Raw genomic sequence first — 23,657 nt, 5'->3', positions numbered from 1 at the left:
CTTTGGTTGAATAGCGGACAGAAAAACACTCGTTTGAATAGATTTTTGGTAAATGTTGAACTTGTTGTCATTTTTTACTCACTGATGAATAGGCCGAACGGAGACAATCAGCCATCTACCTCGCTTTCATTCCAAGGAGTACCCCATGTCCGCAGGCGCCAGCACCATCCTTGTAGTGGAAGACGATCACATTGTCCGCATGTTGATCGTCGATGTGCTGGAAGAGCTGGAATACACCGTATTCGAAGCGGCTGACGCCCAATCCGCTCTGGCGCAATTGAGCGATCATGGGAAAACGTTTGATTTGCTGATGACCGACCAAGGTCTGCCCGACATGAAGGGCGTCGACCTGGCCAACGCTGCGCTGGTCTTGCGCCCTGCATTGCCTGTGTTATTCGCCAGCGGTTATTCGGAAAACATCGACGTCCCTAAAGGCATGCACATGATTGGCAAGCCCTTTTCGATCGATCAACTGCGGGAAAAGGTTAGACACATTTTGAGTCAAGCGCATTGATGCGCAAACGGGTGCTCACCGCTCAATCGTTGTACGCACTTTAGTAATAGAGTATTCCCTCTGGCCAGCACCGCCGGGAGTTGCGCAGACCTGAACGATCCAGTGCGCAACAGCTTGCGCAGTTCATTCGAACTGAAAGCTAAAAATCTCGAATAACAATGAGTTAATCATCTCAATGTACTGTTTTTATTGACTTATTTATTTATGGCACAGCTCTTGATAAAGACAGGTCTCGCGACGCACTTGCGTCGACGTGGACCCCGTAATTATTAGTCAGGAGAGCTTCATGCCAACACCCGCTTATTTGACGATCGAAGGCACCAAACAGGGCCTGATCACCAAAGATACTTTCACCGCGCCCTCGGTTGGCAACATCTATCAGGAAGGTCATGAAGACCAGATCCTGGTCCAGGCCTTCGCCCACCAGATCATCATTCCTCGAGACCCTCAGTCCGGCCAACCTACGGGCCAGCGCGTTCACAAACCGCTGATGATCACCAAGGTGTTCGACAAGTCCTCGCCGTTGATTTTCACTGCCTTGACCACCGGCGAAATGCTGACCAAATGCCGTCTTGAATGGTTCCGCACCTCGGCGTCCGGCGCCCAAGAGCACTACTTCACCATCGAGCTGGAAGACGCACTGATTGTTGACGTGAACTCGCGGATGCCGAACTGCCAAGATCCAAGCCAGTCGCATTTCACCCACCTTGAAGACGTTTACTTTACCTACCGTAAAATCATCTGGACCCACGAAGTCAGCGGTACTTCGGGCTCTGATGATTGGCGTATCCCGGTCGCGGGCTAACCTCGACTGACGCTGTAAACAACGGCCAGGTTTTCCTGGCCGTTGTTCGTTATGACGCGGCACTTCCGATCCCCATGACGCCCTGTGGTTTAATAACCGCCCCCCGAACACAAGAAGTCTTTCCACATGAGCCTGAACCAACCGAGCACTGCGACCCATGTGCTCATCATTGGTTACGTCTGGCCCGAACCGCGCTCATCCGCGGCTGGCGGGCACATGATGCAAATCATCGACTGTTTTCTGGAGCAAGGCTGGCAGATCACCTTTAGCAGCCCGGCCGCAGTCGGCGAGCACAAGGCTGATCTTGCGGCGCTGGGCATCTGCGAAGTTAACATTGAACTCAATAACAGCAGTTTCGATACGTTCATTACCGAGCTTCAGCCAGACATCGTGTTGTTTGATCGCTTCATGATGGAAGAGCAATTCGGCTGGCGTGTAGAGAAGCACTGCCCGAACGCGCTACGGGTTCTGGAGACGGTCGACCTGCAATGCCTGCGCGACGCCCGTCATCTATTGTTCAAAGATCACCTCAAGAACAGCGTAGACCCCAATGAATTGAATGAATTTTTCAGTTCTCTTGCTCAAGGTGTTCTGCAACCGATGGCGGCCAGTGACGTCTCCAAACGGGAAATTGCGTCGCTTTATCGTTCCGACCTCAACCTGATGATCTCCGACGTCGAAATCGACCTGCTTGCGGATCAGTTCATGGTGCCCAAATCACTGCTGCACTGGTGCCCATTCATGCTGGATGACGTCCCCAGCCAAGGGCGACGGTTCGATGAGCGTGCGCACTTCCTCACCATTGGCAACTTCCGGCATGCGCCTAACTGGGACGCGGTGCTTTGGCTAAAAACTGCGATTTGGCCGCTGGTTCGCCAACAGCTGCCGTCTGCGCAACTGCATATCTACGGCGCCTACACCCCACCCAAAGCCACAGCACTGCACAATGCGGCGCAAGGTTTTCATGTAATGAACTGGGCCGAGGATGCATTGGAGGTCATGTCCGGCGCCCGCATCTGCCTGGCCCCGTTGCGTTTCGGCGCTGGCATCAAAGGCAAACTCCTCGACGCCATGCTCTGCGGCACCCCCAGCGTCACCACCCCCATTGGCGCCGAAGCCATGCACGGCGAACTGCCATGGCCCGGCGCAGTCGTCAGCAGCGCTAACGAGATTGCCGCTGCCGCCGTCGAACTGTACCGGGATGAAAACCTTTGGACCGCAGCGCAGGCCAAAGGCTGGGCACTACTGGAAGCGCGGTATCGCCATCAGCAACACTGCGCCAGCCTGATCACCCGCATCGAGGAATGTCGGCAAAACCTGCAGCAACATCGCCTGCAGAACTTCACCGGGGCAATGCTCCGCCATCACCATCACAAAAGTACCCAGTACATGGCGCAGTGGATTGAGGCGAAGAATCGGAACGCTCATTGAATTTTATAGCGGTGTATGAGGCTGACTTACGTGTGAAATCACAGCTTCAAATGTAGGAGTATTCCTAAACTCAGGTGAAGTGCAGTCTCGAATATCTTGGCTTGATAAAGTTTGTGGGTTTTCAATCCAAGGATAGATACCCATGCCGATGCCAGCTTCCCCTCCAACCGAATCAGTGGTCTCCAATATATTGGATTAAAGAAGGCATCCGATATGCGCAATCCAAGGGACATTATGCTGACTAAACGGCTATCAATTTACGCGTTACTTGCGTTCTCGCTGCTCATCAACGGCTGGACTTGGCTTACTAGCCCGAACGCACCTCAACTTGACAAAGTTATCCTTAAATACCCATTTGGGGATCAAGGGTTTGTTTACGGCGTCAGCACAAATGGCGGGGGTGCGACCGTAGGATTCAGCTACCGGTATTACTTGGATAAAGGCCTACCCAACGACGAACAGATTCTGTCATCACTCACAGACGCTTCACCGTTCCTGATAACCAAAGACCCTAACGTAAAGATTCAATCTCGAGGCGAGGAATTGGACGTATGGGTAGCTGGACGCATTGATCAGTTCCGCAGCCAAGCCCTTGTCCGTCGCAGCCGTGATGAGTACCGCGTAGTGAATATCAACCTGACGTCTTCTAGTGGAGAAGTCGGGTCAATGTAGACCGACAAATCGCGGCGCTTCATTCGCAGGCAAGCCTGCTCCCACAGGATGTTGGTTAAACGAAAATTCTGAGCCAAATACAAATCCTGTGAATTTAGATATTTCAATTGGTTATGTCTTGAAAGGTTTGCGCAACAGGTAGGTGTCCATGATCCAGCCCTTCTCCCGCCTGGCCGTTTCGCGGGTGCGTTTGATGTCAGCGCTGACGTCTTTGAGCCTTCCGGATATCAAAATCTCATCCGGCGTGCCCAGGTACGCGCCCCAATAAATGTGTAAATCACTGTCGGTCAGGCGATCAAAGGCGCAATGGGCGTCGAGCATCACCACCACATTTTCAACGCCGTCAGCGCCCTGCTGCATCAGTCGCCGCCCGGTAGTGATCTGAATCGGTTCGCCGATACGATTCAGCGGGATGCGATGCCGAGCGACCAGTGCCTGCACACTGGTAATACCTGGAATGACGTGATACTCGAATGGCTGAGCACCGCGCGCCAAGACCCGGTCAAGGATCCGCAGGGTGCTGTCGTACAACGACGGATCACCCCAAACCAGAAAACCACCCACTTCGCCCTCGCCCACTTCGTCGGCAATGAGTTGCTCGAACAGCACGGCTCGCTGCTCATGCCAGGCCTCAATACCCATTTCATAGGACACCGGATTTCCCATCCGCACGGGGTCCTGCACTTGCACTATTCGGTAATTTGCGTGGGTGATGTAGCGCTCGCAAATGTCCTTTCTCAGGCGCAACAAATCGTCATTTTCATAGCCCTTGTCGAGTACGAAGAACACGTTCGTCTGGTTCATGGCGTTCACCGCCTGAATCGTGATCTGTTCCGGGTCCCCGGCGCCGATACCGATCAGCAGTATTTTTTTCATTAGGTAACAGCTCCAAAAGTGACGCGTGCTTTAAGCCCATAGATAGTGAACACCCGCCGCGGAGCAAGCAAACAGCAAAATCGGCGGGATCATCAAGGCGCGGCGCCTGACCCAAGTCCAAGCGGCCGGCATTCTTGGCATGCCCCAACCCAAGGTTTCGGAGATGCTGCGGGGCAAATTTCGCGGCATCAGCGAATCAAAAATGATCGACTGCCTTGCGCGTTTGGGCCAAGACGTACAAATTGTCGTCAAGGCCGCACCACCCTCCCGGCGCGAGGGACGGGTTGAAGTGATATTTGCCTGACTGACACACTATTGCGACGAACAACCCATGACAAAAACAACAAGAATCACCGATCCGTCTTATGAGCTGATGGACGACCATAATGGCCTGTCGATCATCTACCGTGAACATGGCTTCCCGTGCCCGCTGGTGCGTTGGCACTTTCACAAAGAATACGAACTGCATTTGATCGTCGCCAGTTCCGGCAAGGTTTTCGTCGGCGATTACATTGGCAACTTCTACCCGGAAAGCCTGTTTCTGACAGGCCCTAACCTGCCGCATAACTGGATCAGCCAAGTCGACGAGAACGAGGTTGTGCCCAAACGCGACATGTTGGTGAATTTTACCGATGAATTATTTGAAAGCGGCAATTTGGTGTTCGCTGAACTCAAGACCCTGACGCCGCTGCTGGAGCGCGCCCAGTATGGGATTGAGTTCCGCTGCAAACGCACCATCCGTCAGGCCATGAAGCTGATGCAAAAAATTGCCGACAGTAAAGGCATCAGTCGCTTGGGGCATTTTTTCATTTTGCTGGAGCTGCTGGCGGCCAGCGATGACATTCAGTTGCTGTCAGGCACCCAATCGCCGCAACTGCCGGACGAACACAGTGTCGACCGCACCAACCGCGCCGTGGACTATATATTTGCCCACTACGCCCGCGAGCTGCCCCTTGAAGAAGTGGCCGACTATTTGGGCATGAAGCCGACGTATTTTTCCCGAGTGTTCAAACAGGCCACTGGCCGGTGTTTTGTGGAATTCGTCAATCGGCTGCGCATCAGCAAATCCTGCGAACTGCTGGCGGTGGGCGATAAGCCCGTGACCGATGTCTGTTTCGAGTCCGGGTTTAATAACATCTCAAACTTCAACCGCCGCTTCCAACAGCTCAAGGGCATGACGCCGTCCCACTACCGTCGATTAGCCGTGCAGCGCCTGACCGAACAAAACCTGTACTGAATTACCCCTCCCCATCGCCCTTCAAAAATGCCAAAACCGCTCTATGCTATGCAGGGGCGGTATTTCAGTGCGTTTACTTTCACGCACCCTGTGCAAAATAGTATCAGTTCGAGTGCTGCGCAGGATTTGTCATTGCACGCCGAGACCGTTGTAATCAGTGGACAGTCTTCCGTACCTCCGGAAGCTACAAAAACAATAACTGACCCTCTGCAGCCTCATCGGCGCAGAAGAGGAGTAATCGATGAAGATCCCCGCAAAGCTCTTACTTGCAAGTACCTGTCTGGCTCTCAGCGGCATCGCCTCCGCCGGCACTGTGACCATCGCCACGGTCAACAACAGTGACATGATCCGCATGCAACGCCTCTCCAAAACCTTCGAGCAAGAACACCCTGACATCAAGCTCAATTGGGTGGTGCTGGAAGAAAACGTCCTGCGTCAACGACTCACCACTGATATCGCCACCAAAGGCGGGCAATTCGACGTGCTGACCATCGGCATGTACGAAGCGTCACTCTGGGGCCAGAAAGGTTGGCTTGAAGAGATGAAGGACTTACCGGCCAGTTACGCGCTGGACGATGTGTTCCCGTCCGTACGTGATGGCCTGTCAGTGGATGGCAAACTTTTCGCCCTGCCGTTTTACGCTGAAAGCTCAATGACCTACTACCGCACCGACCTGTTCAAAGCGGCCGGTCTGACCATGCCTGAGCGTCCAACCTGGACTCAAATTGCCGAGTTCGCGGCCAAACTCACCGACAAGAACAAAGAGCAGTACGGCATTTGTTTGCGTGGCAAAGCCGGCTGGGGCGAAAACATGGCCCTGATCAGCACCGTCGCCAACTCGTTTGGCGCACGCTGGTTCGACGAACAGTGGAAACCGCAGTTCGACCAACCTGAATGGAAAAACGCGCTGAACTTCTACGTCAATACCATGAAGGCTTCCGGTCCTCCCGGTGCCTCCAGCAATGGTTTCAACGAAAACCTGGCCTTGTTCAACAGCGGCAAATGCGCCATCTGGGTCGATGCCACCGTTGCCGGCTCGTTCGTCACCGACAAGACCCAAAGCAAAGTCGCGGACAACGTAGGCTTCACTTACGCACCGCATGAAGTCACCGACAAAGGCTCGGCGTGGCTTTACTCCTGGGCACTGGCGATCCCGACCAGCGCAAAAAACCAGACAGACGCCAAAGCCTTTAGCGAATGGGCAACCTCCAAGGAATACGCTGCGTTAGTCGCCAAGACTGACGGTGTTGCCAACGTGCCACCAGGGACCCGCGCTTCGACTTACAGCGACGCGTACATGGCGGCTGCACCCTTCGCCAAAATCACCCTGGAATCGCTGAAAGCCGTCACGCCAAAAACACCGACGCTTAAGCCGGTGCCTTACGTTGGCATCCAGTTGGTGACCATTCCTGAGTTCCAGGCAATCGGTACGTCTGTTGGCCAACAGTTTTCGGCAGCGCTGGTCGGTTCCAGCACGGTTGACGCGGCTCTGGCCTCGGCTCAAACCACCACCGAACGCGACATGAAGCGCGCGGGCTATCCGAAGAAATAGTCACGACCGACTGTTGCCAGTGCCGAGCGGCTCCCCGCTGCTCGGCACCTTGTCCAGGCTTGCACCGAGTTTCGGAGTCACCATGAATACGTCTGCCATCAATCCTCGTCTGGATACGTCCAGCCCGACACCCAAAGCAAAACGCCGCCTGACTAAACCCGGCTGGTATCTGGTCAGTCCCTCGGTATTGATGTTGCTGGTGTGGATGATCGTGCCATTGAGCATGACCGTTTACTTCTCTACGATTCGTTACAACCTGCTGTCGCCCGGCGACCACGAATTTGTCGGGTTGGAAAACTTCACGTATTTCATCACTGACAGCGGGTTCATTCCCGGCGCCATCAATACCTTGTTGCTGGTGGGCAGCGTGCTGTTGATCAGTGTCATTCTCGGCGTATTGATTTCCGCATTGCTGGAGGCCAGTGAATTTTTCGGTCGCGGCATCGTGCGTGTGCTGTTGATCTCGCCATTCTTCATCATGCCAACCGTCAGTGCGTTGATCTGGAAAAACCTGATTTTCCACCCGGTGTCGGGAATTCTCGCGGCGCTCTGGCGAGTCTTTGGTGCGCAGCCGGTGGACTGGCTGGCTCACTTTCCGCTGATGTCGATCATTATCATTGTGTCCTGGCAATGGCTGCCCTTCGCCATTCTGATCCTGATGACCGCCATGCAATCGCTGGATCAAGAACAGAAAGAAGCAGCCCGCTTGGATGGTGCTGGCCCAATCGCGATCTTTTGGCACCTGACCTTGCCGCACTTGGCACGGCCCATTGCGGTGGTGATCATGATCGAAACGATTTTCCTGCTCTCGGTATTCGCCGAAATTTTCACCACCACCAACGGCGGGCCGGGCTATGCATCGACCAATCTGGCGTACCTGATCTACAACCAGGCGTTGCTGCAGTTCGACGTCGGTATGGCTTCGGCTGGCGGCTTGATCGCCGTGGTCATTGCCAACATTGCCGCGATTATCCTGATTCGGATGATCGGCAAAAACCTCACCGACAAGTCATGAGGGCCTTGCCATGATGACACTCAAACAATCCCGCCGTTTACAGAGCGTGCTGCTGGGCACCCTGTCCTGGGCGATTGCAGCACTGATCTTTTTCCCGATCTTTTGGATGGTCCTGACCAGTTTCAAAACCGAGATCGATGCCTTCGCCACACCGCCGCAGTTCTTCTTCACCCCAACGCTGGAAAACTACATCCATATCCAGGAACGCAGTGATTACTTTCACTTCGCCTGGAACTCAATCGTTATTTCCTTCAGCGCCACCATCATCTGCTTGCTGGTGGCCGTGCCGGCGGCTTACTCCATGGCGTTTTTCGAGACTAAGCGCACCAAAGGCACACTGCTGTGGATGCTCTCGACCAAGATGCTGCCGCCCGTGGGCGTGCTGATGCCGATTTACTTGCTAGCCAAAACCTTTGGCCTGCTGGACACCCGCTTTGCGCTGATCGCCATTTACACCCTGATCAACCTGCCGATTGTGGTCTGGATGATTTACACCTACTTCAAGGACATTCCTCCGGACATTCTTGAAGCAGCGCGTCTGGACGGCGCCACCACCGCCCAGGAAATCTTTCGGGTGCTGGTCCCGATCTGCAAAGGCGGATTGGCATCTACCGCCCTTCTTTCGTTGATTCTGTGTTGGAACGAAGCGTTCTGGTCACTGAACCTGACGTCATCAAACGCCGCGCCGTTGACGGCCCTGATCGCCTCCTACTCCAGCCCCGAAGGGTTGTTCTGGGCCAAGCTTTCTGCGGTCTCGACCCTGGCTTGTGCGCCGATCCTGATCTTCGGTTGGATCAGCCAAAAACAATTGGTTCGCGGCCTGTCTTTCGGCGCCGTCAAATAGATAGTTTCAGCCTCTTTAACGAGAGCAGAACGGAGGCCATATGGCTAACCTGAGCATTAGAAATTTACAAAAAGGCTTCGACGGCCACGAGATTCTCAAAGGTATTGACCTGGACGTTCGCGACCGTGAGTTCGTGGTCTTTGTAGGACCCTCGGGCTGTGGCAAATCAACCCTGCTGCGGTGTATCGCCGGGCTTGAAGACGTCACTGGCGGCACCATCGAGCTTGATGGACGTGACATCACCGAAGTGTCCCCGGCCAAGCGCGATTTGGCCATGGTGTTTCAAACCTACGCGCTCTACCCCCACATGACCGTGCGCAAGAACATGTCCTTCGCCCTCGACCTGGCAGGCGGTGACAAAGCTGAGGTCGACCGCAAAGTCGCCGAAGCCGCGCGTATTTTGCAACTGGAACCGCTGCTGGAGCGCAAACCGAAACAGCTGTCCGGCGGACAGCGCCAGCGGGTCGCCATCGGGCGTGCCATCGTGCGTAATCCAAAAGTCTTCCTGTTCGACGAACCGTTATCCAACCTCGACGCCGCCCTGCGGGTACAAACCCGGCTGGAGCTGTCGCGGCTGCACAAAGAATTGAAAGCAACGATGATCTACGTGACCCACGATCAGGTCGAAGCCATGACCCTGGCCGACAAAGTGGTGGTACTCAATGGCGGCAAAGTTGAACAGGTCGGTACGCCACTGGAGCTGTATCACCACCCGGCCAACTTGTTTGTTGCCGGTTTTCTCGGCACACCGAAGATGGGCTTTCTCAAAGGCAAGATCAGCCGCGTCGACAGCAGTGGCTGTGATGTGTCCCTTGATGCGGGTGCCATTGTCAGCTTGCCGTTGAACGGCGCCAGCTTGACAGTCGGCAGCCCGGTGACCTTGGGCATTCGTCCGGAGCATCTGAACATTGCCAACGTCGGCGACTGTCAGATGCAAGTGATTGCCGACGTCAGCGAACGCCTGGGCAGCGACACGTTTTGCCACGTGCGGACCTCGTCTGGTGAAGCCTTGACCATGCGTATCCGCGGCGATCTCGCCAGTAAGTACGGCGAAACGCTGAACCTGCACCTGGACAGCGCCCATTGCCATTTGTTCGACGCCCAAGGTCTGGTCATCGCCAACGCCTTGCAGGTCGCCGCTTAAGCATTCGAGAATTCTGATCATGAAGCTCAACAAGCAAAACCTGTCACAACTGGATCCGCATATTGCCCGCCCGGCCTACTCGCCCAGCGAAACCCGTCAAGGCATCGCCCACATCGGGGTCGGTGGTTTTCACCGTGCGCATCAGGCGTTTTACACCGATGCGCTAATGAACACCGGCGCAGGCCATGACTGGAGCATTTGCGGCATCGGCCTGCGACCGGAAGACCTCGGCGTGCGTGACGCCTTACAAGGACAGGACTATCTGTACACGCTGTACGAGTTGGGTGACACCGACGACACTGAAACCCGCATCATCGGCTCCATCAGCGGCATGTTGCTGGCGGCAGACGGTGTCCAGGCGCTGATCGACAAGCTCGCCAGCCCTGAGATTCGTATTGTGTCGCTGACCATCACCGAAGGCGGTTATTGCATCGACGACAGCAACGGCGAATTCATGGCGCATTTGCCACAGATTCAGCACGACTTGGCGCACCCGTCGACACCCACCACCGTCTTCGGCTTACTGTGCGCCGCATTGGCCAAACGCCGCCAGAACGGCACGCCCGCGTTTACCTTGATGTCCTGCGATAACCTGCCGCATAACGGCGCTGTGGCCCGAAAAGCCCTGCTGGCGTTCGCGACCTTGCGCGACGCCGATTTGCACGACTGGATCGCCTCCAATGTCAGCTTCCCCAACGCCATGGTTGACCGCATCACCCCCATGACCAGCACCGCTCACCGCTTGCAGCTGCATGACGAAAAGGGCATCGACGACGCTTGGCCAGTGGTCTGCGAACCTTTCGTGCAATGGGTATTGGAAGACAAGTTCGTCAACGGGCGTCCCGCGTGGGAAAAAGTCGGCGTGCAGTTCACCGACGATGTAACGCCTTACGAAGACATGAAAATAAAGTTGCTCAATGGCAGCCACTTGGCATTAACGTATTTGGGCTTTTTGCAGGGCTACCGCTTCGTCCATGAAACCATGAACGATCCACTCTACGTGCGCTACATCCGCGCCTACATGGACCTGGACGTGACACCGCAATTGGCTTCGGTGCCCGGCATTGATCTGGACACCTACAAAGACACCTTGATTCAGCGCTTCTCCAACCAGGCCATCGCCGACCAACTGGAGCGCGTGTGCTCTGACGGCTCGTCGAAGTTTCCCAAATTCACGGTTCCGACCATCAATCGGCTGATTCTCGACAAGGGTAACCTCGACCGCGCATCGTTGGTGGTCGCAGCTTGGGCGCTGTACCTCAAGGGCAAAGACGAGAACGGCGCAACGTTCAAGATACCCGACCCGCGCGCCGAGTTCTGCCAAGCGTTGGTGGCTGATGATGTGTTGGTTACCCAGCGGCTGCTGGCGGTGGAAGAGATTTTCGGCGCGGCCATTGCGCAATCGGCTGAGTTCATCGCGTCTTTCGAACACAATCTCAACAGCCTGCGCGAGCTGGGCGTGAAGAAAACCCTGGAAAAACTGTTGGCCAAAATCGCCTGAGGTGACCCCATGTTTCTCGGTATTGACTGCGGTACCCAAGGCACCAAAGCGATTGTGCTCGATGCCGAGAGCGGTAAGGTCCTCGGCCAAGGCTCCGCGCCGCACACCTTGATCAGCGCTGCCAATGGGCGGCGCGAGCAAGAGGTCTCGCAGTGGCTGACAGCGTTCGAGCTAGCGACCCGCCAAGCGCTGGCGCAAGCGGGCATCAGCGGTTCGCTGATTCAGGCCATTGGCGTCTCAGGTCAACAACACGGATTGGTGTTGCTCGATCAACAGGGCGAGGTGTTACGCCCGGCCAAGCTGTGGTGCGACACCGAAACCACACCGGAAAATGATCGGCTCTTGGAGTACCTCGGCGGTGAGGCGGGTTCATTGGCGCGCTTGGGTGTTGCCATCGCGCCGGGTTACACCGTGTCCAAGCTGCTGTGGACCAAGGAGCAGCATCCGGATGTGTTCGAACGCATCGACAAAATTCTTCTGCCCCACGACTACCTGAATTATTGGCTCACCGGCCGCTGCTGCAGCGAGTTTGGTGATGCCTCTGGCACCGGCTATTTCAACGTCCGCACCCGCCATTGGGACTCGGCCATTCTGGAACACATCGACCCCAGCGGTCGGTTACACCGGGCCTTGCCGCAGTTGCTCGACGCCCAGCAATGCGTGGGCACGATCCTTCCCGAAATTGCTCAACGGTTGGGGCTCAACCCTGAGGCGATTGTTTCCAGTGGCGGCGGCGACAACATGATGGGCGCCATCGGCACTGGCAATATCGAACCGGGCTCAATCACCATGAGCCTGGGTTCGTCAGGCACGGTTTACGCGTACGCAGACGAAGCGCAGGTCAGCGATCAAGCGTCGGTGGCGACGTTCTGTTCGTCTTCCGGCGGTTGGCTGCCATTGATTTGCACCATGAACCTGACCAACGCCACCAGCGCTGTCCGCGAATTGTTTGCGCTGGACATCGAGCAATTCAATCGAGCCATTGCCGAGGCGCCCATCGGTGCGCACGGCGTGTTGATGCTGCCGTTTCTCAACGGCGAACGCGTCCCTGCCCTGCCCAATGCCACCGGTAGTATTTTGGGTCTCGACAGTACCAACCTGAACCAGGCGAATCTGTGCCGAGCCGTGGTCGAGGGCACGACCTTTGGCTTGCGCTACGGCTTGGACTTGTTGCGGGCCAGCGGCATCAAAAGCCAGGCGATCCGGCTGATCGGCGGCGGCGCTAAAAGCGCCATTTGGCGGCAGATTGTCGCTGACATCATGGACACCCCCGTCATCTGTACCCAGCACAGCGAAGCGGCAGCGTTAGGCGCGGCAATTCAAGCCGCGTGGTGCTGGTACGAAGAGCAGGGGCAAAATCCCGGGCTAAACTCTTTGTGTCGTCGTTGCGTCAGCCTTGATGCAAGCAGCGAAACTCAACCCGTAGCGGAAAATGTTGCTGCCTATCAGCGGGTTTATGACCGCTATCGCGCGTGCTTAAAGGCACTTTGAGGCCATTGATGTTTTTGGAGCGTTTATGTTTTTAGTCTGTGGCGAAGCGTTGTTCGACTTTTTCAGCCAGCCAGATAGCAGCGGGCATAGCAATCGAGTCGGTTTCCAAGCCGTTGCCGGCGGTTCACCATTCAACGTGGCGGTCGGGCTAAGCCGACTGGGCATCACGGCGGCGCTGTTTGCCGGCCTTTCCAACGATTATCTGGGCCGCCGTTTACGCACCGTGCTGGACGAGGAAGGCGTACGCCCCGATTACCTGATTGATTTCAACGCCCCGACCACGCTGGCAATGGTGGCCGTGGGTGCCGACGGTTCACCGCACTATAGTTTTCGCGGTGAAGGTTGCGCGGACCGTCAGTTGCAGCTGGAGCACGTGCCGGTATTAGGCGACCACATACGGGGTATCCACGTGGGCTCTTTTTCATTGGTGGTACGCCCAGTCGCCGATACGTTGCTGGCCTTGGTCAGGCGCGAGAGCGCACAACGGTTGATTAGCCTGGACCCGAATGTTCGTCTCAATCCAGAGCCCGACATTCAACGCTGGCGTGAGCAGATCAGCGCCTTCGCCGAGCACGCGCACCTGATCAAAGTCAGCGATGAAGACCTCTCCCTGCTGTACCCCGATCTGGATCCACAGACTGTCGCCGAAGGTTGGTTAACTCAACGTTGCCAATTGGTGTTCCTGACCCGTGGCACCGAAGGCGTCAGCGTGTTCACCCGCCATCACGGAGCCTGGTCTATTGCGGCCCGCAAAGTCGTCACCGCCGATACCGTCGGTGCAGGCGACACTTTCCAAGCGGCGTTGATTACCTACCTCACCGAACACCAACTCGACAGCCCGCTCGGCCTCGAAGCGCTGACCCACGAACAAATCACCGAGATGATGCAGTTCGCCGTCGCTGCAGCGGCCTTGACCTGCACCAAAGTCGGACCGGACTTGCCGTACCGGGATCAGGTCACGCTGATATAACTCTAGATGCATCTTTGGGGTTGGAGTATGGCTCTTAGCCGCATCCGCGGACTTGAAACACTGTGGGCGAGGATCGACGACGGCCCAACGTTCCACACCCTAACGATTATTTTGAGGAATCCGCATGAGCCTGTCTTACTACCAACTGTCTGTCCCGGTATTCCTGCGCAGTTTGAACAACTTGTCGAAGTGGCTGGATAAAGCAGTCGAACACGCCACCGACAATGGCACGACTATCGACGAACTGTTGCAAGCGCGCCTCGCACCGGACATGTACACCCTGACGGGTCAAATCCAAGCAGCCAGCGATGCATCGAAACTCTGCACCGCACGCTTGGCCGGGGTGACGCCGCCAAGCTACTCGGATACCGAGACCACCCTCGAGCAGTTGCGCGAACGCATCGCCAACACCCAGGCGTTTATCCGCAGCGTGACGCCAGAGCAATACGAAGCCAACGCGGGCAAGACCGTCACTCTGAAGACCCCAAGCCAGGAAATGATCTTCAGCCAGCAGGATTACCTGTTGAACTTTGCGGTCCCGAACTTCTACTTTCACCTGACCACCGCCTACGACATTTTGCGTCACAACGGCGTGGCAATTGGCAAGCTGGACTTCTTGGGCGGGATCTAGGCCATCGGCTTAGCAGCAGAATCAGGCAATAACCGGGCAGGATCCAGATAGTGCTGCTGATTGTCCGGTCGTAATCTGGATCCATGCGAAGCGCCCCACAGCGGCGCTTTGCAAACGGGTTCTCAGCGCTGCATCGCTTGTTTATATTCGGGTTCCCCCGCACTGACCGTCCCGGACCTTCTTTCCTGAATGTGGCCGGAGTCAACTCATGAAAAGCTTTATCGCCGCGCTCTTCACCGTGATGATTCTGGCCATCAGTGCCAGTGCCTTGGCAATGCCCAGGACGCACGAACGCTCGCACAGTAACGGCCCGCATTCAGTACACGTTTACCTCACCCAATTCGACATCGAGTATTTCGACGTGATGCTACTCAGCTGATGACCGCAGAGGCATTCAGGCGCTTTTGGAAAAAGAAACGCTGGTGCCCCGGCGGAAAGTCTTCGACTTTGGCGAACTCGACGAACCCGTGCTTGCGGTAGAACTCAGGCGCCTGAAAGCTAAAGGTATCCAGCCATATGCCTATGCAGTCGTTCTTGCGGGCGTGGTCTTCGGCCATGTGCATCAGGCGCGAACCCATGCCTTGCCCTCGGCACTGCTCAGGCACGGCCAGTAACTCGACAAACAACCAACGGTAGAGACTGCGGCCGTACAAGCCGCCGATGATTTCATTGCTCTGCTCGTCGCGAATCAGCAACGCGAATCGCTCAGGCTTGGCATCGCCCGCCTGGGAAACGTTGTAGGCCCGCAACGGCTTGAGAATCGCCAGGTATTCTGCTTCACCAGGACTTTGTGATACGTCGATCCTAACGCTCATTCGCTTCTCCCTAAGCATGCCCAAACACTCAGAATTTCACCTTGCGGCGCATGAAACCATTGATGACGACCACAACGACCGCCACGGCGATAGCGATGTACTGAAAGGTTTTTTCCGTGATCACGCCGGTGTTCTGCAGGTGTGACAAGCCCAGCATGATCGCCAGTACCACGAGGGCGATCACAATCGAATACGACAAACGCTGTTTGTTAGTCATTACGTTTTCCTGATAGGCGTAGAAATCATTTGCGCCGTGCAAATGCGCGCCTATGGTACCGCTGATAGTCTGGCGTGGCACGATCGGTTTGAGTTACTGAGCCTTGAGCTTCTCAAAGGACATGCGCATGTCCGAAGCACAACCGTCGAGAACCACTTTGACGTCGACGGCAGTCAGCACCTGCTTATGGTTTTCCAGGGTTTTTCCGGTGCCCTTGCGCACCACCTGCCCGACTACCTGATTACTGCCTGGCCTCCAGAACAACCCGCAATCGCAATTGCACCGGCACAAAGCACACTGAACAACAATGGCTGTTTCATTCCCTGACTCCTGAACCAGTTGAGCAATCCTTACAGACTGCCGGCGCACCACACGTTGAACTAACACGCCTACGAGCTAGTTATAAAACACATTGTCGATTACGCCAGTTTAGAGGTGCATTTAATATTCGGCACGCGGACGACTTATCATCTGCAAAAACCCGGTAACTGATCCGTATCAGTGTGAAACCAAAGCCGATGAGATAAACCTTCGTGGTCTAATGCCCGCCCGTTTCCAACACCACGTCTCAAAGGAGTCACCGATGCCCCACGAAGGCAACCTGCTGCAGGCCGCTGTTGTGTTTCTGCTTGCCGCAGTCCTCACCGTGCCACTGGCCAAACGCTTGCAACTGGGCGCGGTGCTGGGCTATTTGTTTGCCGGAGTGATTATCGGCCCGTCGGTGTTGGGGCTCATTGACAACCCACAAAGCGTCAGCGACATATCCGAGTTGGGCGTGGTACTGCTGCTGTTCATCATTGGGCTTGAATTGTCGCCTCGGCGTTTATGGGTGATGCGCAAGTCGGTGTTTGGCGTCGGACTGGCACAGGTGCTAGTGACCGGGCTGGTGATTGGCGGCGTTGCCTTGTTCGCTTTCGACCAGCCGTTCAATAGCGCGGTGGTGTTGGGACTGGGTTTGGCGTTGTCGTCCACTGCCTTCGGCCTGCAAAGCCTGGCCGAGCGTAAGGAGCTCAACAGCCCCCACGGTCGCCTGGCCTTTGCCATTTTGCTGTTCCAGGACATCGCTGCTATTCCGTTGATTGCCATGGTGCCGTTCCTCGCGGGCGTCAACGATCACGCCAGTCACGCCGACAAGCTGACCCACGGTCTGCAAGTAGCAGGGAGTATCGTAATTCTTGTGATTGGCGGACGTTATCTGTTGACACCCGTGTTTCGCATCGTCGCCAAAACTGGCCTGCAAGAAGTCTCAACCGCTACCGCATTGCTGGTGGTCATCGGTACTGCCTGGCTGATGAGCCAAGTCGGCGTCTCCATGGCCCTTGGGGCATTTTTGGCTGGATTACTGCTGGCAGATTCCGAGTACCGCCACGAATTGGAATCGCAGATTGAACCGTTCAAAGGCTTGTTACTCGGGCTGTTCTTTATCAGCGTGGGCATGGGCGCCAATATCGCGTTGTTGTTTAGCGTGCCCAGTGTGGTGCTGGGCTTGATGCTGTTGTTGATGCTGTTGAAGTTGCCCCTGTTGTTTTGCATAGGACGGTTAGCGGGCGGACTCAATCAGCAAAGCGCCCTGCGCCTGGGCGTGGTGCTGGCGGCCGGAGGGGAGTTTGCCTTCGTGGTGTTCAAGATCGGCCGCGATCAAGGGCTGTTTGAACCTCGACTGTACGACATTCTGGTATTGACCATTACCTTGTCTATGGCCCTGACGCCCTTGTTGCTGCTGCTGGTTTCACACCTGCTGAAACGAAAAGTCGTCGCGCAGGTGGTGCCAGACGAGTACCGCGATATCGAAAGCGACGCTCCCCGCGTGGTGATTGCAGGTATGGGGCGGATGGGCCAAATCATTGCGCGGATTTTACGGGCGCAAAAAATCTCCTTCGTGGCGCTGGACACCTCCGTAGAGTCCATCGAGTTCTCTCGCAGCTTCGGGCATATGCCGGTGTTTTATGGTGACCCGTTACGCCCGGAGATCTTGCGTACGGCCAAGGTTGATCAAGCAGAATTTTTTATCATCGCCACCGATGACCCTGATACCAACATCAAGACTGCCGAACTGGTGCGCAAGCTGTACCCAACGATGAAAATCATCGCTCGAGCACGTAACCGTCAGCATGTGCATCGCTTGATGGACGTCGGCGCGCAGCCAGTGCGGGAAACCTTCTATTCCAGCCTGGAAATGAGCCGTCGCACGCTGGTCGGCTTAGGCCTAAGCCAGAACCAAGCCGATGCGCGGATCAGTCGCTTCAAACACCACGATGAACAGGTGCTCAATGCTCAGCATCAGGTGTACGACGACGCGGCCAAAGTCATGCAGACCGCGCGGGAAGCCAGAGCCGAGTTGGCGAAACTGTTCGAGGCGGATCGGCAGGAAGAGGAATCGGCAAAGGGCTGACACCTGCCATCTTTGACCCCAAGGAGCCAACTTGTTGGCGATATATCAGATAAAGCGGTCTTGCTGAAACACCGCGTCGCGCCCTTCCCGAATGAATTCGGTCCCACCGACAAATCGCGACCCCCTGTGGGACCGAATTTATTCGGGAAGCGTTATACCTGGCACACCGCGTTGATCGCCTCGCCAACAAGTTGGCTCCCACAGATTGAATCCGCTGGGACGGTAAAACGCCTGTCGGCTCAGGCAAAAACCTCACTCAAGGGGATGAAATTCACCCAGTCGCCCTCAGCAACGGTGGTGCCTTCTCGGATTTCGATTAACCCGTCCGCCCAGGCTGCGCTGCGCAATACACTCGAGCTTTGGTTGCGGTAATACATCGCTCGCCCCTGCTCCATGCGTCCGCGTAGATATTCTCGGCGGTCACCGGGCTTGCTCCAGGTAAAGCCGGCGGGCACTTGGAATTGCAGCGGGGCCACGTCTTCAACGCCTTGACGGCGCAACAGATAAGGCCGCGCCAGCAGCGCGAAGGTCACCAGTGTCGAGGCTGGGTTACCCGGCAATCCGATCACCGGCACGCCACGAAAATGGCCAAAGGTAAGGGGCTTGCCCGGTTTGATCGCCAGTTTCCACAATGACAACTCCCCGTCTTCTCGCAATGCATGCCCGAGAAAATCGGCCTCGCCCACGGATACACCGCCCGTCGACAGGATCAAGTCGACGTGGCTAAGGCTGCCCAACGCGGCACGGGTTTTTTCCAGATCATCTGGCAAGATCCCGGCGTCTATCACCTCGCAACCCAAGCGCTGCAGCCAACTGCACAACAACACCCGATTACTGTTGTAGATTTGCCCCGGCCCCAAGGGTAGCCCCGGCTCAATCAACTCATCGCCCGTAGACAAGACTGCCACGCGCGCACGTCGGACCACGGTCAACTGCGCCAGGCCTAGCGAGGCGGCAAGCCCCAACTCGATGGGACCCATGCGTGTACCTGCCGCCAGTACCTGCTCGCCGACTGTTGTTTCCTGACCCTGCGGGCGGATGTTTTGCTCAAGTCTCATCGGCTCAGTGAAATGCACCCGCTGATCGGCCAATACTTCGGCGTTTTCCTGCATCTCCACACAGTCGGCACCGGCCGGAACTGGCGCACCGGTAAATATCCGGGCGCAGGTGCCTGGGGTTAAAGGGGCTGGCGCTTGCCCGGCAAAAATCCGTTGGCTGACCGGCAACGGCTCGCCAGTCCAGTCCGACAACCTGAGTGCGTAACCGTCCATGGCGCTGTTCGGCCATGGGGGTAAATCCAGGGTTGAGACCAATTCTTCAGCCAACACCCGTCCGTGCGCGCTTGCCAATGAAACCCGCTCACTCTCAAGGATGGGCGTTGCTTCAGCCATCTCCAGTAAACGCGCCATGGCCACTTCGACCAGCATCATCGGCCGGGCTCCAGTGCTTTTCATATCCACTTACCCGCGGGTTTCGCAGGGCTCGGCCTGCTTAAGGTGGGCAACGAAATTACACGGACGGTGACGCGAATCCAGTTGTTCCGCCAGAATGCCATCCCAGCCGGTGCGGCATGCGTTGGTTGAGCCCGGCAGGCAACACACCAATGTGCCATTGGCCAGCCCTGCCAATGCGCGGGATTGCACGGTTGAGGTGCCGATATCGTCCCTGGAAATCTGCCGAAACAGCTCACCAAAACCATCGACTTTTTTGTCCAGCAAACAGTTAACCGCTTCCGGCGTACTGTCGCGCCCGGTGAAGCCGGTGCCGCCGGTAATCAATACCACCTGTACGTCGTCATCGGCGATCCAAGTCGCCACCTGAGCACGAATCTTGTACAGATCGTCCTTGAGCAATACCCGTTCTATCAGGCTATGCCCCGCTTCAGTCAGGCGATCGACGAACACTTGGCCGGACGTGTCGGTTTCCCGGGTACGGGTATCGCTGACGGTCAATACGGCAATATTCAAAGGAACGAATGGTGTATCAGCCTTCGATTTCATAGGCTCAATCCAGAGAGAAAGAAATAGCCCGCTGTTATATCACAGCGTCGATTTTCCAGGCCCGCCGGTTGGGGTGACAACGATTGACTGCCCATAACACTATTCAGGGAACTTGCCAGTGATGTATACGTCTCAAGCTCGTAAGCTCTAAACCAAAGCATTCCCTGATGGAGAGACGTTATGACTCAACGGACCCTAACCGCCGCCTTCCTGCTCGCATTGAGTGTGGCCAGCCTTGCCGGCTGTGCTTCGCCTACTGTGATCACTCTTAATGATGGTCGCGAAATTCAGGCTGTTGATACACCTAAATTCGACGAAGAGACAGGCTTCTACGAATTCAAACAGCTGGATGGTAAAGAGACCCGCGTAAATAAAGACCAGGTTCGCACCGTTAAAGAGCTGTAAGTTTTAACTGTTTCAGTTTTGGCAGTACCGCTTGCGGCCAGCGTCACGAGCGGGTGGCGGGCGCAATTGATGTATGTTGAATCAGTTCGATGTCCGGTTATTTCGGGGTGTAGCGCAGCCCGGTAGCGCGTCTCGTTCGGGACGAGAAGGCCGCAGGTTCGAATCCTGTCTCCCCGACCACCTGAGTGTTTCGACCCTTTGAAGTACGGCCCGAAACGTTGAAAAACCCGCCAAGCGCGGGTTTTTCTTTGTCTAACGCACGGCTGGAATGCTGAAACTAAACGTACTGCCCTGCCCCGGCTCGCTGCTTACCCACAATCGGCCGCCGTGGGCTTCGACGATCCCATGGGCAATGTAAAGACCCAGACCGCTTCCGGTTGGGTTGCCCTCTCGGTTAGCCCAGTAGCGGTCGAACACGTGGGGCAACTGTTCAGGATTGATACCAACACCATTGTCCCGAACCCTGAATACCACTCTGTCGTTGGCTGCCTCGGCCGACACTTCAATTTTGCCCGTCGACGGGGTGAATTTAATTGCGTTGCCCAATAAATTTGAGAACACCTGAAACAGCCGTTCCGGGTCAGCCTGGATGGTCAGGTTTGGCTCAGTCCCATAGCTGAACTCGATATTTTTGACCGCAGTCAGTGGCGCAAGCGTCGTGCAGATCTGCTCTAGCATTACTTGGACATCAGTGGTGCGCAGTGAGACCGAATATCGCCCAGCCTCAAGCTTGGAGGTGTCGAGCAAATCATCCAGCAAGGCATTCATCCGCGAAGTGGCCTGGCGCATGGTGTTGATGGCCGAGCCCATTCGTTGGCTGGACTTGCTGTCATCCACGACCACCATGTTTTGCATCACGCCACACTGCAGGGTGATGATGGTCATCGGTGTGCGCAGGTCGTGGGAAACCACGGCGACCAAGTCATCGCGCTCCCGTACCGCCTGGTGCTCGCGCTGCACCTGCCGTGACAAGTCGTTTTCCAGCGCTGAGCGTCGCAAGTTCTCTACGGCATAGAGGTCACCGGAGCTCCAACGCTGGCTCATGCCCTCGACCTGCTGCTTCCATATTTCAAATGATAATCGCGGGTGCAAACGGTGAGGCCCGGACCCCGGCTTATCGGGCTTTCCGCTCCATTTGACCGTGGCTTTCACTTCCGCACGAAACCACATGACGGCGTTATCCACGGGTTTGGGCAAGGTGAAACCCAAGAGTCCGCTGGCCACACCTTGGTAAGCCTGGGCCGGTGAAAACTCAGCGCCAAGGTTTGCCGAGTGAAAAATCCCTTGCTGCTTGTGCCGCACCCAGCGATACAAGACGCGGATGTCCGTCGCGCTGGGGCAGTCGCCAAACACGTACAACTGATGCGCTATCAACACCGCGGCACCTGTAGCGCCGGTCAATGCCATCAGCTGCTGGGGATTGTTGATCAGGCCCTCAAGCACGTCGTTTTCAGCCGCCACCATGGCGGTGACCAAATGGTCCACCAGAACACTTTTTTGCGCCTGCTGATGTCGGGCGTCTATGTCTTCTAGCATGCTGATCTGTGAGGACAGCAACTGGCCTATGGACTTACAGGCGGTGCGCAATTCATGGGATACCGTCAATGGTTGACGATTACCGCAGGTGATCAAGCCCCAGAGTCTTTCATTTTTGATCAGGGAGATACTCATGGACGAGCGTACGCCCATGTTGTGCAGGTATTCGCAGTGCCAGGGCGACACGCTGCGCAAGACGGCGAAACTCAAGTCCAGCGGTTGCTGCGTGTCCGGGCACAGGGCTGGCTGAATCGCCGCGGGCAGATAGCGCGCATCTGGAATCACCCGAATCCAGTTTGCGCGATACAACTCTCTGGCCTGAGGCGGAATATCCGAGGCCGGAAAAAATGCCCTAGGTACGGTGACATCCCAGGCATTAACGCTTCACCGATGACCTGCCCATGCCCGTCTTCCTCGAAGCGATAAATCATCACCCGGTCGTAACCGGTCAGCGCCTGTATCTCACTGACACTGACCTGGTAAAGCGCATCCAGGGTTTTAGCCGCTTGCATTCTGCGTAATGCACGGGCAATAAGTCTTTGTTGATCGAAAAAGACCGGGGCATTCAACTCCAACTCAAGAATCAGTACACCCTGATGCCGATGCAGCAGACCGTCGAACAGGTTATCGCCCAGCTTTAACCTAAGCGGCTCGTTGTCCTCGCTGTCGAGATCTTCTACTGCGTGCTGCAGGCTTTCGAGCTGGGCGACGTCCAATAAGACCGCCACTGAGTGCTTGAGTAATTGGGCGGGAGCCAGCCCCAGTACGTCAAAACTGTTCGCGCTGATTTGCAGGACGGTCAAATCAGGTTCGGCCAGGGTCAGTAGCACCCCATGGGGCTGAATCGAACCGGGGATACGAATAGGCTCGTCTGCGCATTCTTTCAGCGCAACGGCAGGTGCGCCCAGTTCCAAGTAGGTCATTACAACACCCCTGAAAGTTCTAGCCATCCTTCAAAGCAGATAAACGTCTGCTGGGCGACTGCCACCGTTTGTGCAATGTCTTCAGCTTCGTGTACGCACGAAAGGCAGGCCAAAAAAACCTGCCATAAGTGTCGGGTTTCAACGCCATAGACGTCCATGAACGCGCCGCCCGTAGCGAACTCGACACCGACTTTAGCCTTAATGATGGGACGCAATGCCTGACCGCCTAACGTCGCGCCTTCCACCACATACAACGCGCCCAACGCTTGGGCGTGTGTTTCAACCACGGGCAGGTTTTGGCATAACGGCAACGCGGCAATCTGCGCATCGGTCAAACCCAGCGCGAGTAAATCCTGCTTTAAAGTGGGCGTTTTAAGCCGCTGCGCCCACCCCATGCCCGGTATGTTCGATGCCGGCTCAGCAAGCAAGGCTTCGAAGGGCAAATAAAACCCGTAGTAGGCCTGCATAATGCGCCGATACACGGCGATGTCAGTGGTAAAAAAAGGTAAACGAGCATCCAGACGACGATGCAGGTGGGAAGTAGCGGCACGCAGATCGCTGTGGACCGGCTGCACAGGAAGCTGCTGTGTTTTCATATGCCTTGTAAAGTAACAGCAAGCTGTAAATTAATGTGTCTTCGTTCGACTCTATTTAATAAATAGTTGCCATGCCATGACTGGGCTATT

Annotated in this window: 22 protein-coding genes, 1 tRNA gene and 3 pseudogenes; 18 read left to right on the top strand and 8 right to left on the bottom strand. The window is 56.0% G+C overall.

What is annotated here, in order from left to right; translation table 11 throughout:
- The first annotated feature begins 145 nt into the window (after positions 1-145).
- The 4 genes from RHM65_RS17845 (at position 146) to RHM65_RS17830 (ending at position 3,422) form a co-directional block, all read left to right on the top strand.
- Positions 146-514 carry a response regulator gene (locus tag RHM65_RS17845; RefSeq protein ID WP_322164599.1) on the top strand — a complete coding sequence of 123 codons (369 nt, stop codon included), beginning with the start codon at positions 146-148 and terminating at the stop codon, positions 512-514.
- 286 nt (positions 515-800) lie between these two features.
- Entirely contained in the window at positions 801-1,319 is a 519-nt protein-coding gene (locus RHM65_RS17840; protein WP_322164600.1) for an Hcp family type VI secretion system effector, read from the top strand.
- A gap of 126 nt (positions 1,320-1,445) precedes the next feature.
- Positions 1,446-2,750 carry a glycosyltransferase gene (locus RHM65_RS17835; RefSeq protein WP_322164601.1) on the top strand — a complete coding sequence of 435 codons (1,305 nt, stop codon included), beginning with the start codon at positions 1,446-1,448 and terminating at the stop codon, positions 2,748-2,750.
- A 111-nt stretch (positions 2,751-2,861) separates the two neighbouring features.
- Positions 2,862-3,422 (top strand): hypothetical protein, encoded by a 561-nt coding sequence (locus RHM65_RS17830; RefSeq protein WP_322164602.1) that lies wholly within the window; start codon positions 2,862-2,864, stop codon positions 3,420-3,422.
- 111 nt (positions 3,423-3,533) lie between these two features.
- Here RHM65_RS17830 and cobF read toward each other — a convergent pair whose 3' ends face one another.
- Positions 3,534-4,298 (bottom strand): precorrin-6A synthase (deacetylating), encoded by a 765-nt coding sequence (gene cobF, locus RHM65_RS17825; protein WP_322164603.1) that lies wholly within the window; start codon positions 4,296-4,298, stop codon positions 3,534-3,536.
- A gap of 64 nt (positions 4,299-4,362) precedes the next feature.
- Here cobF and RHM65_RS17820 point away from each other — a divergent pair.
- The 11 genes and pseudogenes from RHM65_RS17820 to RHM65_RS17770 all read left to right on the top strand — a co-directional run.
- A pseudogene (locus tag RHM65_RS17820) lies at positions 4,363-4,602 on the top strand (helix-turn-helix domain-containing protein); the annotation flags it as partial.
- A 27-nt stretch (positions 4,603-4,629) separates the two neighbouring features.
- Complete coding sequence (locus RHM65_RS17815) at positions 4,630-5,535, top strand: AraC family transcriptional regulator (protein WP_322164604.1); 906 nt, start codon at positions 4,630-4,632, stop codon at positions 5,533-5,535.
- A gap of 241 nt (positions 5,536-5,776) precedes the next feature.
- Positions 5,777-7,087, top strand: coding sequence for a sugar ABC transporter substrate-binding protein (locus RHM65_RS17810; protein ID WP_322164605.1), 1,311 nt, complete (start codon positions 5,777-5,779; stop codon positions 7,085-7,087).
- Positions 7,088-7,169: 82 nt separating this feature from the next.
- Entirely contained in the window at positions 7,170-8,102 is a 933-nt protein-coding gene (locus tag RHM65_RS17805) for a sugar ABC transporter permease (RefSeq protein ID WP_322164606.1), read from the top strand.
- A gap of 10 nt (positions 8,103-8,112) precedes the next feature.
- A complete protein-coding gene (locus RHM65_RS17800) occupies positions 8,113-8,946 on the top strand; it encodes a carbohydrate ABC transporter permease (RefSeq protein WP_322164607.1) in 834 nt (277 codons plus the stop codon).
- A 40-nt stretch (positions 8,947-8,986) separates the two neighbouring features.
- Positions 8,987-10,090 carry a sn-glycerol-3-phosphate ABC transporter ATP-binding protein UgpC gene (locus RHM65_RS17795; protein WP_322164609.1) on the top strand — a complete coding sequence of 368 codons (1,104 nt, stop codon included), beginning with the start codon at positions 8,987-8,989 and terminating at the stop codon, positions 10,088-10,090.
- A gap of 19 nt (positions 10,091-10,109) precedes the next feature.
- Positions 10,110-11,591, top strand: coding sequence for a mannitol dehydrogenase family protein (locus tag RHM65_RS17790; protein WP_322164610.1), 1,482 nt, complete (start codon positions 10,110-10,112; stop codon positions 11,589-11,591).
- A 9-nt stretch (positions 11,592-11,600) separates the two neighbouring features.
- The gene (gene xylB, locus RHM65_RS17785; protein WP_322183843.1) at positions 11,601-13,082 is read left to right on the top strand and encodes a xylulokinase; all 1,482 of its coding nucleotides are present in this window, start codon (positions 11,601-11,603) and stop codon (positions 13,080-13,082) included.
- Between the two features lie 25 nt (positions 13,083-13,107).
- Positions 13,108-14,052, top strand: coding sequence for a carbohydrate kinase (locus RHM65_RS17780; protein WP_322164612.1), 945 nt, complete (start codon positions 13,108-13,110; stop codon positions 14,050-14,052).
- Between the two features lie 124 nt (positions 14,053-14,176).
- On the top strand, positions 14,177-14,683 hold the full coding sequence (locus RHM65_RS17775; protein ID WP_322164613.1) for a DUF1993 domain-containing protein: 507 nt from the start codon (positions 14,177-14,179) through the stop codon (positions 14,681-14,683).
- A 208-nt stretch (positions 14,684-14,891) separates the two neighbouring features.
- Complete coding sequence (locus RHM65_RS17770) at positions 14,892-15,062, top strand: hypothetical protein (protein WP_322164614.1); 171 nt, start codon at positions 14,892-14,894, stop codon at positions 15,060-15,062.
- On the opposite strand, the gene RHM65_RS17765 is transcribed toward RHM65_RS17770, so the two are convergent.
- The 3 genes and pseudogenes from RHM65_RS17765 to RHM65_RS17755 form a co-directional block, all read right to left on the bottom strand.
- Positions 15,055-15,498 carry a GNAT family N-acetyltransferase gene (locus RHM65_RS17765; RefSeq protein WP_322164616.1) on the bottom strand — a complete coding sequence of 148 codons (444 nt, stop codon included), beginning with the start codon at positions 15,496-15,498 and terminating at the stop codon, positions 15,055-15,057. The genes RHM65_RS17770 and RHM65_RS17765 overlap by 8 nt on opposite strands.
- A gap of 28 nt (positions 15,499-15,526) precedes the next feature.
- On the bottom strand, positions 15,527-15,715 hold the full coding sequence (locus RHM65_RS17760) for a hypothetical protein (RefSeq protein ID WP_297836426.1): 189 nt from the start codon (positions 15,713-15,715) through the stop codon (positions 15,527-15,529).
- A 93-nt stretch (positions 15,716-15,808) separates the two neighbouring features.
- Positions 15,809-15,964: pseudogene (locus RHM65_RS17755) on the bottom strand (DUF3313 domain-containing protein); the annotation flags it as partial.
- Between the two features lie 334 nt (positions 15,965-16,298).
- Here RHM65_RS17755 and RHM65_RS17750 point away from each other — a divergent pair.
- Positions 16,299-18,107, top strand: a complete 1,809-nt coding sequence (locus RHM65_RS17750) for a monovalent cation:proton antiporter-2 (CPA2) family protein (RefSeq protein ID WP_322164618.1) — start codon at positions 16,299-16,301, stop codon at positions 18,105-18,107.
- A gap of 239 nt (positions 18,108-18,346) precedes the next feature.
- On the opposite strand, the gene glp is transcribed toward RHM65_RS17750, so the two are convergent.
- Together glp and moaB are read right to left on the bottom strand one after the other, a co-directional pair.
- Positions 18,347-19,561, bottom strand: coding sequence for a gephyrin-like molybdotransferase Glp (gene glp / locus RHM65_RS17745; protein ID WP_322164620.1), 1,215 nt, complete (start codon positions 19,559-19,561; stop codon positions 18,347-18,349).
- A gap of 6 nt (positions 19,562-19,567) precedes the next feature.
- On the bottom strand, positions 19,568-20,107 hold the full coding sequence (gene moaB, locus RHM65_RS17740; RefSeq protein ID WP_322164621.1) for a molybdenum cofactor biosynthesis protein B: 540 nt from the start codon (positions 20,105-20,107) through the stop codon (positions 19,568-19,570).
- Between the two features lie 180 nt (positions 20,108-20,287).
- Between moaB and RHM65_RS17735 the strand changes: the two genes are divergently transcribed.
- Complete coding sequence (locus RHM65_RS17735; RefSeq protein WP_322164623.1) at positions 20,288-20,512, top strand: YgdI/YgdR family lipoprotein; 225 nt, start codon at positions 20,288-20,290, stop codon at positions 20,510-20,512.
- A gap of 103 nt (positions 20,513-20,615) precedes the next feature.
- Positions 20,616-20,692: transfer RNA gene (locus RHM65_RS17730), tRNA-Pro, on the top strand.
- Positions 20,693-20,764: 72 nt separating this feature from the next.
- Here RHM65_RS17730 and RHM65_RS17725 read toward each other — a convergent pair.
- Together RHM65_RS17725 and RHM65_RS17720 are read right to left on the bottom strand one after the other, a co-directional pair.
- Positions 20,765-22,971: pseudogene (locus tag RHM65_RS17725) on the bottom strand (ATP-binding protein).
- The gene (locus RHM65_RS17720) at positions 22,971-23,567 is read right to left on the bottom strand and encodes a biliverdin-producing heme oxygenase (protein ID WP_322164627.1); all 597 of its coding nucleotides are present in this window, start codon (positions 23,565-23,567) and stop codon (positions 22,971-22,973) included. The pseudogene RHM65_RS17725 and the gene RHM65_RS17720 overlap by 1 nt, the downstream one beginning before the upstream one ends.
- Positions 23,568-23,657: the final 90 nt, after the last annotated feature.

Origin of the sequence: Pseudomonas sp. CCI4.2, from assembly GCF_034350045.1 — a bacterium.
In the GTDB taxonomy this organism is placed as follows: Bacteria; Pseudomonadota; Gammaproteobacteria; order Pseudomonadales; family Pseudomonadaceae; genus Aquipseudomonas.
The sequence above is the reverse complement of the archived record's forward strand: the minus strand, read 5'-3'. Positions and strand labels throughout refer to the sequence as shown.

What these genes read in the sequence shown, in the direction of transcription:
- RHM65_RS17815 (WP_322164604.1), top strand. Translation starts at nt 4,630, where the DNA reads ATGACAAAAACAACAAGAATCACCGATCCGTCTTATGAGCTGATGGAC.
- RHM65_RS17770 (WP_322164614.1), top strand. Translation starts at nt 14,892, where the DNA reads ATGAAAAGCTTTATCGCCGCGCTCTTCACCGTGATGATTCTGGCCATC.
- RHM65_RS17810 (WP_322164605.1), top strand. Translation starts at nt 5,777, where the DNA reads ATGAAGATCCCCGCAAAGCTCTTACTTGCAAGTACCTGTCTGGCTCTC.
- RHM65_RS17835 (WP_322164601.1), top strand. Translation starts at nt 1,446, where the DNA reads ATGAGCCTGAACCAACCGAGCACTGCGACCCATGTGCTCATCATTGGT.
- RHM65_RS17720 (WP_322164627.1), bottom strand. Translation starts at nt 23,567, where the DNA reads ATGAAAACACAGCAGCTTCCTGTGCAGCCGGTCCACAGCGATCTGCGT.
- RHM65_RS17735 (WP_322164623.1), top strand. Translation starts at nt 20,288, where the DNA reads ATGACTCAACGGACCCTAACCGCCGCCTTCCTGCTCGCATTGAGTGTG.
- RHM65_RS17765 (WP_322164616.1), bottom strand. Translation starts at nt 15,498, where the DNA reads ATGAGCGTTAGGATCGACGTATCACAAAGTCCTGGTGAAGCAGAATAC.
- RHM65_RS17845 (WP_322164599.1), top strand. Translation starts at nt 146, where the DNA reads ATGTCCGCAGGCGCCAGCACCATCCTTGTAGTGGAAGACGATCACATT.
- RHM65_RS17775 (WP_322164613.1), top strand. Translation starts at nt 14,177, where the DNA reads ATGAGCCTGTCTTACTACCAACTGTCTGTCCCGGTATTCCTGCGCAGT.
- RHM65_RS17840 (WP_322164600.1), top strand. Translation starts at nt 801, where the DNA reads ATGCCAACACCCGCTTATTTGACGATCGAAGGCACCAAACAGGGCCTG.
- RHM65_RS17805 (WP_322164606.1), top strand. Translation starts at nt 7,170, where the DNA reads ATGAATACGTCTGCCATCAATCCTCGTCTGGATACGTCCAGCCCGACA.
- RHM65_RS17795 (WP_322164609.1), top strand. Translation starts at nt 8,987, where the DNA reads ATGGCTAACCTGAGCATTAGAAATTTACAAAAAGGCTTCGACGGCCAC.
- glp (WP_322164620.1), bottom strand. Translation starts at nt 19,561, where the DNA reads ATGAAAAGCACTGGAGCCCGGCCGATGATGCTGGTCGAAGTGGCCATG.
- RHM65_RS17790 (WP_322164610.1), top strand. Translation starts at nt 10,110, where the DNA reads ATGAAGCTCAACAAGCAAAACCTGTCACAACTGGATCCGCATATTGCC.
- cobF (WP_322164603.1), bottom strand. Translation starts at nt 4,298, where the DNA reads ATGAAAAAAATACTGCTGATCGGTATCGGCGCCGGGGACCCGGAACAG.
- moaB (WP_322164621.1), bottom strand. Translation starts at nt 20,107, where the DNA reads ATGAAATCGAAGGCTGATACACCATTCGTTCCTTTGAATATTGCCGTA.
- RHM65_RS17750 (WP_322164618.1), top strand. Translation starts at nt 16,299, where the DNA reads ATGCCCCACGAAGGCAACCTGCTGCAGGCCGCTGTTGTGTTTCTGCTT.
- RHM65_RS17780 (WP_322164612.1), top strand. Translation starts at nt 13,108, where the DNA reads ATGTTTTTAGTCTGTGGCGAAGCGTTGTTCGACTTTTTCAGCCAGCCA.
- RHM65_RS17800 (WP_322164607.1), top strand. Translation starts at nt 8,113, where the DNA reads ATGATGACACTCAAACAATCCCGCCGTTTACAGAGCGTGCTGCTGGGC.
- xylB (WP_322183843.1), top strand. Translation starts at nt 11,601, where the DNA reads ATGTTTCTCGGTATTGACTGCGGTACCCAAGGCACCAAAGCGATTGTG.
- RHM65_RS17760 (WP_297836426.1), bottom strand. Translation starts at nt 15,715, where the DNA reads ATGACTAACAAACAGCGTTTGTCGTATTCGATTGTGATCGCCCTCGTG.